The sequence below is a fragment of the Aquabacterium sp. genome (genome assembly GCF_041915145.1).
Lineage (GTDB): Bacteria > Pseudomonadota > Gammaproteobacteria > Burkholderiales > Burkholderiaceae_C > Aquabacterium.
The window spans coordinates 1-7,621 of sequence record NZ_JAYSBZ010000105.1; the positions used below are offsets into that span (position 1 = coordinate 1).

The 7,621-nt window shown below is 67.5% G+C and carries 9 protein-coding genes; 8 read left to right on the top strand and 1 reads right to left on the bottom strand.

Annotated elements, in window-relative coordinates:
* The first annotated feature begins 146 nt into the window (after window positions 1–146).
* The gene (locus ACE3SS_RS14085; RefSeq protein WP_374595001.1) at window positions 147–2,633 is read left to right on the top strand and encodes a DUF1631 family protein; all 2,487 of its coding nucleotides are present in this window, start codon (window positions 147–149) and stop codon (window positions 2,631–2,633) included.
* 12 nt (window positions 2,634–2,645) lie between these two features.
* On the opposite strand, the gene pdxA is transcribed toward ACE3SS_RS14085, so the two are convergent.
* Window positions 2,646–3,713, bottom strand: coding sequence for a 4-hydroxythreonine-4-phosphate dehydrogenase PdxA (pdxA, locus tag ACE3SS_RS14090; protein ID WP_374595003.1), 1,068 nt, complete (start codon window positions 3,711–3,713; stop codon window positions 2,646–2,648).
* A gap of 79 nt (window positions 3,714–3,792) precedes the next feature.
* Between pdxA and hisI the strand changes: the two genes are divergently transcribed.
* The 7 genes from hisI to ACE3SS_RS14125 all read left to right on the top strand — a co-directional run.
* Complete coding sequence (hisI, locus tag ACE3SS_RS14095) at window positions 3,793–4,182, top strand: phosphoribosyl-AMP cyclohydrolase (RefSeq protein ID WP_374595017.1); 390 nt, start codon at window positions 3,793–3,795, stop codon at window positions 4,180–4,182.
* Window positions 4,183–4,210: 28 nt separating this feature from the next.
* A complete protein-coding gene (locus ACE3SS_RS14100) occupies window positions 4,211–4,561 on the top strand; it encodes a phosphoribosyl-ATP diphosphatase (protein WP_374595005.1) in 351 nt (116 codons plus the stop codon).
* Between the two features lie 27 nt (window positions 4,562–4,588).
* Window positions 4,589–4,942: a histidine triad nucleotide-binding protein gene (locus ACE3SS_RS14105; protein WP_374595007.1), complete on the top strand. Its 354-nt coding sequence runs from the start codon at window positions 4,589–4,591 to the stop codon at window positions 4,940–4,942.
* Between the two features lie 117 nt (window positions 4,943–5,059).
* Window positions 5,060–5,293 (top strand): Sec-independent protein translocase subunit TatA, encoded by a 234-nt coding sequence (tatA, locus tag ACE3SS_RS14110; RefSeq protein WP_374595009.1) that lies wholly within the window; start codon window positions 5,060–5,062, stop codon window positions 5,291–5,293.
* 99 nt (window positions 5,294–5,392) lie between these two features.
* Window positions 5,393–5,875 carry a Sec-independent protein translocase protein TatB gene (tatB, locus tag ACE3SS_RS14115; RefSeq protein WP_374595011.1) on the top strand — a complete coding sequence of 161 codons (483 nt, stop codon included), beginning with the start codon at window positions 5,393–5,395 and terminating at the stop codon, window positions 5,873–5,875.
* A gap of 7 nt (window positions 5,876–5,882) precedes the next feature.
* Window positions 5,883–6,680 (top strand): twin-arginine translocase subunit TatC, encoded by a 798-nt coding sequence (gene tatC / locus ACE3SS_RS14120; RefSeq protein WP_374595013.1) that lies wholly within the window; start codon window positions 5,883–5,885, stop codon window positions 6,678–6,680.
* A 31-nt stretch (window positions 6,681–6,711) separates the two neighbouring features.
* Window positions 6,712–7,621: MATE family efflux transporter (locus tag ACE3SS_RS14125; RefSeq protein ID WP_374595015.1), on the top strand; the 910-nt coding region annotated here is incomplete at its 3' end.

The following is a 7,621-nucleotide window of genomic DNA, read 5'->3' on the forward strand; positions in this document are numbered from 1 at the left end:
AGCCGTGCGGTATTGCCATGCGTACGGCTCGGGAATGAGGGGATACTTCACAACCGCCATGTTGGCGGTCGCTCGCCGCATTCTGCGGTGTGGGCGCACCAATATTCAGTCTGTAGCCTGTGATTGACCATCGACTTGAGCCTGTTTTGTTGGCAGCCGTCAGCCGTATCCAGTCGGCTGCGCAGGCTGCGGCGAGCAAGGTCGTCGAAGCATTGGGGCTGGCGTCGATGTCGGCTTCCAACAACTCTGTTCGACAGACCATGATGGCGGCGCAGTTTGATCTGCGTGCCAAGCTGGCAACGTTCAACCAGACCTTCTCTCGCGTGTTGCTCGAGAAGGTCATGCAGGACATGCAGCCCAAGGTCACTTCGACCCGTGGGGGCAGTTCCGAGATGACCGATTGGGCTTCGTTGAGCCTGGTGGATGACAGCGAGGTCGAGCAACTGGTGTCGGCCGAGCGGTTGGGGCAGGAGCTCGGCCAAGGGTGCGAATGGGAGCTGCGCGACCTGATCGGCTACATGGGGTCGCTGCAAGGTTTGCGCGCCGCCGACCAGGATCGCAACCCCTTGCGCCCTCAGAACATCGGCAAGGCGCTGTTCCGCGCCATCGAGGTGGCATCCGAAGACGCCGATGCTCGCAAGATGCTGGCCAAGGAGCTGGGGCGTACGCTGGGGCAGGACATGCGCGGCGTGTATCAGGCCGTGATCGACGACATTCGCCAGCGCGGCGTGCAGCCCATGGGGCTGGCGGTGCGCAACGCGTCGGACAGCCGCAGCGGCGACTTGCAGCGGGACGCGGGTGGCTTGCGGGCCCCGGGCGAGCCGGCGCGCGAGCCGAACGCACCCAGGCCGGCTCAGCAACAAGACGACACGCAGGTGGCGCGCGCCCTGAGCGCAATGTTTGGCGTGAGCATGCCGACGGGCATCGGGGGCGACGGCGGCGCTGCGACGGTGCCGGGCACGTTCTCGGCGACCGGGCCGGGAGGCTTCCCGCAATTGGCGGGCATGGCTGCGGGAGGAGGGGGCAACCAGGGCCCGTTGGTCGATGTGATCAAGCGGCTGGCCTTCGCCAGCATGCAGGCGGGAGCGACTGGCGCGGTCGGTTCGGGCGCGGCAGGCGAGTGGGTCGGCACGGCGCCGGGCATGCTGGCAGGCGACACAGCCCAGGTCGGAGCGATGGAGGTGGGCGGCCTCATGGCCGTCAACATGATCCGGGCTCATCGCGACGAACTGGTGCGCGCCTCGACCGGCACGCTCGATCACATGGTGATCGACATCGTGGCGGCGCTGTTCGATCAGGTCTTGTCCGACCCCAAGGTGCCGCCGCAGATGGCGCGCGAGATCGCGCGGCTGCAGCTGCCTGTGCTGCGGGTGGCGCTGAAGGACATGGGTTTCTTCAGCACGCGCAAGCATCCGGTGCGGCGTTTCGTGAACCGCATTGCCACGCTGGCGGCCAGCTTCGACGATTTTGAAGCGGGCGCCGGCCAAGAGTGCCTGACCCGCGTCAACGCGCTGGTGCAGCAGATCGTCGAGGGCGACTTCGACCAGATGGAGCTCTACGAGCAGAAGCTGTCGGAGCTCGAAGCGTTCATTCGCGACCAGACCGCGCTGGCAGCGGCCGAGCACGCCGAGGTGTCGGCCCTGCTGGGCGGCAAGGAAGCCGACTTGCGCGTGCAGCAGCGCTACATGCGTGCCCTGCAGGCGCAGCTGGCCTCGTTGGGGCTGGAGGAGTTCTTGCAGGACTTCCTCGCCCAGGTGTGGAGCCAGGTGCAGGTGCTGGTGTCGTCTCGGGAGGGAGCGGACTCCGAGATGGCGCAGCGCATGAAGCGCACCGGGCGCGATCTGGTGCAGAGCGTGCAGCCCAAGGGCGCGCCGCAGTTGCGCAAGGAATTCCTGCTCAAGTTGCCGGGCCTGATGAAGGACCTCAACGAGGGCCTGAACTTGATCCGCTGGCCCGAGGAGGCCAAAAAAGAGTTCTTCGCCAAGCTGCTGCCGGCGCATGCCGCTTCGCTCAAGGCCTCGCCGTTGACCGACTTCGCGCAGCGGCAGCTCAAGTTCCAGCTTGATCAGATTGACAAGGTCGGCATCCCGAGCCGCGACGAGGTGGCCAAGGACACCGGCCCCATGCTGCTGGGCGACGAGTCGGCGGGCGTCGTGCAGCTGTCCAGCACGGAAGCCCGCAGCGCCGGGTTCGTGGAAGAGGCGGCCATCGACTGGGACGGCTCGGTTGACATCGATCTGGGTGCTGCCGAGGCGGGCGACACGGCCCCCGATGCGCTGGCCGAAGTCGATATCAACCTCGACACGCCGGCCCCGCCGGTGGCCGGGCCGCAGCTCATCAACCACATCCAGCCGGGCGTGGCTTACCAGATGTACCTCAACGACTCGTGGAAGAAGGTGCGCCTGAGCTGGGTCAGTCCGGGGCGGACCTTCTTCATCTTCACCTACGGTCGCATGTACAAGCAGACCATCACGGTGACCTCGCGCACACTCAACAAGCTGTGCGACAGCCGACGCTTCCGTGCCTACGAAAACGCCGAGCTGATCGAGCGCGCCACCGCGCGGGCCCGCAAGCAACTGGCCGCGCTGGGCGGTGGGTCGGGCGGCAACACCACGGCCAAGGCGACGGTCTGACGGCCGGGTGAACTATCGCGCGCCGGCCGCCAGCCGGTGGGCCATCTCGAAGGCGGCGATCAGGCTGGCCGGGTCGGCGCGGCCAGTGCCGGCGAGGTCGAAGGCGGTGCCGTGGTCCGGGCTGGTGCGAATGAACGGCAGCCCGAGCGTGACGTTCACGCCGCGCTCCACCCCGAGATACTTCACCGGGATCAGCCCCTGGTCGTGGTACATGGCCACGACGATGTCGAATTCGCCGGGGTGATCGGCGGCGTGCCGCGCCCGCATGAAGATGGTGTCGGGCGCGAACGGGCCGCGGGCATCGATGCCTTCGGCCTGGGCCGCCGCCACGGCCGGGCCGATGATGCGCAGTTCTTCGTCACCGAACAACCCGCCTTCACCGGCATGCGGGTTGAGCCCGGCCACGCCAATACGCGGGCGTTCCACGCCCCACTGCCGCGCGCTGTGATGAGCGATGCGGATGGTGGCCAGCACGTTGTCGAAGGTCACGCCCTCGATGGCCCGGCGCAGCGCCACGTGGATGGTCACCAGCACGGTTTTCAGCTCGTCGTTGGCCAGCATCATCCGCACCGGCGCACCACCCGCCAGCGCTTGCAACAGCTCGGTGTGCCCGGGGTAGGGCTCGCCGGCGGCGGCCAACGCTTCCTTGTGGATCGGCGCGGTCACCAGCGCCGCTGCGACGCCACGCCGCGCCAGCGCGGCGGCCTGGCGGATGCACGCGGCGGCGGCCAGGCCGGCGCGGCGGTCGACCTGCCCCAGCGGCGCCTCCAGCAGGTCGGGCGGCAAACCGTCGGCCTGCAGCACCGGCAGGGTGCGGGGTGGCAGGGCGGCGACCTCGGCGGGCGAGTCGATCTGGATGACGGGCAGCGCGTGGGCGCAACCACCAGGGCCGGAGCGATCAGTCAGGCGGGCCGCGCGGCGCATCACGGCCACGTCGCCGACGACGAAGGCGCCCGGCAACGCGCCCGCGCGGCAGGCTTGCGCGATGATTTCCGGGCCGATGCCGCAGGCGTCTCCCATGGACAAGGCGACGGGCAGGGGGGGCGAGGTGGCGGATGAAGCGCGGGATGGCGGATTCATGCGCGCATTGTCGCCCTGGCCCGATGCGGCGCGCGTGGCTGTCAAGAAGCGCGCAGAGGGCGGTTGCTACACTGCCGGGATGAACTGGCTCGATGCTGTCCGGTGGGACGCCCAAGGCCTGGTGCCCGTCATTGCCCAAGAGGCGAGCACCGGCGACGTGTTGATGTTTGCGTGGATGAACCGCGAGGCGCTGGCGCGCACCGCCGAGATCCGCGAAGCCGTGTACTTCAGCCGCTCGCGCAACAAGCTGTGGCACAAGGGCGAGGAGTCGGGCCACACGCAGAAGGTGCTCGACATCCGGCTCGACTGCGACAACGACGTGATCCTGCTCAAGGTCGAACAGCTGGGCCACACGCCCGGCATCGCCTGCCACACGGGGCGCCACGCCTGCTTTTTCCAGCAGCTCGATGGTGACGAGTGGCGTGCGGTCGATCCGGTCTTGAAAGACCCGGGCAGCATCTACAAATAACGAGTCGCGTATCCAAGGTCGCCCCAAGATGTCTGAATCCGCCAAACCAAACCTGACTTCGCAAGACGTGCTGGCGCGTCTGGCCGAGGTGATCGAGTCCCGCAAGGGCGGCGACCCCGACAAGAGCTACGTGGCCCGCCTGTTCCACAAGGGCACCGATGCCATCCTCAAGAAAGTGGGCGAAGAGGCCACTGAAACCGTGATGGCGGCCAAGGACGGCGACCCCGCCAAGATCGTCTACGAGGTGGCCGATTTGTGGTTCCACTCGATGATCGCGCTGTCGCAGTTCGGCCTGACACCGGCCGACGTGCTGGCCGAGCTGATGCGCCGCGAGGGCTTGTCTGGCCTGGAAGAGTTCGCCCGGCGCACCGCGCCCTGACTTGTTTATCAACCTGAAGCCTCGACCATGAGCCACGACCCGAACTGCATCTTTTGCAAGATTGCCGCTGGCGAGATCCCCAGCCGCAAGGTCTATGAAGACGAGGACGTGATCGCGTTCCACGACATTCGCCCTGCCGCCCCGGTGCACCTGCTGATCGTGCCGCGCGAACACGTGCCGACGCTCGCGGATGCGACTGCCGCGCACCAGGCCCTGCTGGGCAAGATGCTGCTGCTGGCCCCCAAGCTGGCCCAGGAGCACGGCGCCACCAACGGCTTCCGGGTGGTGGTGAACAACGGGCCGGACGGCGGGCAGGAGGTCTACCACCTGCATGTGCACGTGCTGGGCGGCCCGCGCCCCTGGAAGGGCATGGCCATTTGATGTGCGGCTGTCGATCGGGCGGGCGAGCATCATGATGACGCTGTCGCGTCGCAATGCAGCCCGGCGAACGCACGCTGCGAAATAGAATCCAACCTGTTCTTTCTCTGGAGGTGTTTCATGCCATCCACCACGCATCTGATCATTTTTCTCGTCATCATCGTGCTGATCTTCGGTACCAAGAAGCTCAAGAACATCGGCTCCGATCTCGGCTCGGCCGTCAAGGGCTTCAAAGATGGCATGAAGGACGGCGAACAAGCGGCCGCCCAACCGGCGCCTGCGCAACAGAAGGTGACGACCGAGAAGCTGGCCGACGCCACCACCATCGACGTCGAAGCCAAGACCAAGAGCTGAGCCAACGCTGATCGGCGCGTTGCGCCGCTCCAAGCGCCTTGAGCGTGCAGACCGGGTACTTGACGGGGCCCGGCCTGCGCGGTTCGCCCGGACACGACCATGCTGGATATCGGCTTCACCAAATTGATGATCATCGGCGGCCTCGCGCTGGTGGTGATCGGCCCTGAGCGCTTGCCGCGCGTCGCCCGCACGGCCGGCACGCTGCTGGGGCGCGCGCAGCGCTACGTGGCCGACGTGAAGGCCGAGGTCAACCGCTCGATGGAGCTCGAGGAGCTCAAGCGAACCAAGCAGGCCTTCGAGACCGGGATGCACGAGATGCAGCAATCGATGGACGCCACGGTGGCCGAGGTCAACTCGGCCGTGCAGTCGGGCTGGCACGATGCTGCGGGGGCGTCCCAAGACCTTGCCGCCACCGAGACCTTCCCGGTCTACCGTCACCCCAAGAAAAACTGGCGCATCAAGCGCGCCGCCTTGCCCCATTGGTACAAGCAGCAGCATGGCGTGCGCGCCAAGGCGCAGTCCGGCGCAGCGCGGGTGGCGCGGTTTCGTCCGGGCGGCTTGAATCGCAGCCCGCGTCCGTGAGCGCTCTGTGCAGAATTCATCTTCCCCGAATCCGCAAGACGACCTGCAAGATACCGAGCAGCCTTTCGTCGCCCATTTGATCGAGCTGCGCGACCGCCTGATCAAGAGCGTCTATGGCGTGGGCGCGATCTTCGCCATCCTGGCGATCTGGCCCGGCCCCAAGCGCATGTACGACCTGCTGGCGCAGCCGCTGGTGCAAGCCCTGCCGGCAGGCTCGAAGATGATTGCAGTGGGCGTGGTGACGCCCTTCCTGATCCCGATCAAGGTGACCGCGCTGGCGGCGCTGGGCGTTGCGCTGCCCTGGGTGCTGTACCAGGTCTGGGCCTTTGTGGCGCCCGGGCTCTACAAGCACGAGAAGCGGCTGGTCATGCCCCTGGTCGTGGCCAGCACCGTGCTGTTTTACGTGGGGGTGGCGTTTTGCTACTTCTTCGTTTTCGGCCGGGCCTTCCCGGCGATCCAGGCCATGGCGCCGGCCTCGGTTTCGGTGACCCCCGACATTGAGGCCTACCTTGATTTCGTGCTGACCATGTTCCTGGCCTTCGGGCTGGCGTTCGAGGTGCCCGTGGCGGTGGTGATCCTGGCCCGGTTGGGCGTGGTGCGTATCGACCAGTTGCGCGATTGGCGACGTTACTTCTGGGTGGCCGCCGCGGCGGTCGCTGGCTTGGCAACGCCGCCCGATGCGGTCTCGATGGTGTCGTTGCTGGTGCCGATGGGTCTGCTCTACGAAGTGGGCATCGTCGCGGCGCAGGTCTTCATCAAGCACACCAAGGCGCCCGCCGAGGCCGAAGACAGCCCGGCCGCGTGAGGCCGCGTCCGTGCTCCATCGAGGCGCTTGCGTGCCCGCTCGCTTGAATCGTTTCGGGGACGAGGCCGCCAAACTTCTGCGGCTCGCGCTGCCCATCATCGTGTCTCACCTCGCATCGGTGCTGATGGGCTTCATCGACACCGTGATGGCCGGCCGCGCTGGTGCCTTCGAGCAGGCCGTGGTCGGCTTGGGGGCGGCGATCTGGTTGCCGCTGGTGGTGGCGCTGGTGGCCGTGGTGCAGGCAGTGAGCCCGGTGGTGGCCCATCACTTTGGCGCGCAAGATGGCCCGGCCATCGTCGCCGACACCCAGCAGGGTTTGTGGCTGGCGTTGCTGCTCGGCGCGCTGCCGGCGCTGGCGCTGCCCTGGGCGCCCGACCTGCTGGCCGCTTTCGATGTGGACGCCGCGCTGGCGGGGCGCACGGTGGTCTTCTTGCAAGGCGCGGCGTTCGGCCTGCCGGCGGGCCTGATGTTCTCGGCGCTCGAGTTCTACTCGGCCAGCATCAGCCGCCCGGTGCCCGCGATGGTGCTGGGGCTGCTGGGCCTGGGGGTCAACGCGCTGCTCAACGCGGGCTTCATTTTTGGTTGGGGCGGGGTGCCCGTGCTGGGGGGCGCGGGGTGCGGCTGGGCCAGCGGCATCGGCATGTGGATCAGCTTCGTGCTGATGGCGGCGCATGTGGCGTGGGCCGCGCCTTATCGCGCCTATCGGCTGTTTCGCGGCTGGACCGGGCCACGTCGGGCGAGCTTGCTGCGCTTGTTGCGTATCGGCCTGCCCATGGGCGGCTCGGCGCTGGCCGAGGTGGCGGCTTTCACCGGGGTGGCCTTGCTGATCGGCTCGATGGGGCCGACCGTGATCGCGGCGCACCAGTCGGCGCTCAATTTCACGGCCATCATGTACATGTTGCCGGCCGGGCTCTCGGCGGCGTTGTCGATCCGCGTCGGTC

Excerpts from the sequence above, each read along its gene's own strand:
- pdxA (WP_374595003.1), bottom strand. The coding sequence starts at position 3,713 with ATGAATCCGCCATCCCGCGCTTCATCCGCCACCTCGCCCCCCCTGCCC.
- hisI (WP_374595017.1), top strand. The coding sequence starts at position 3,793 with ATGAACTGGCTCGATGCTGTCCGGTGGGACGCCCAAGGCCTGGTGCCC.
- ACE3SS_RS14100 (WP_374595005.1), top strand. The coding sequence starts at position 4,211 with ATGTCTGAATCCGCCAAACCAAACCTGACTTCGCAAGACGTGCTGGCG.
- ACE3SS_RS14105 (WP_374595007.1), top strand. The coding sequence starts at position 4,589 with ATGAGCCACGACCCGAACTGCATCTTTTGCAAGATTGCCGCTGGCGAG.
- tatA (WP_374595009.1), top strand. The coding sequence starts at position 5,060 with ATGCCATCCACCACGCATCTGATCATTTTTCTCGTCATCATCGTGCTG.
- tatB (WP_374595011.1), top strand. The coding sequence starts at position 5,393 with ATGCTGGATATCGGCTTCACCAAATTGATGATCATCGGCGGCCTCGCG.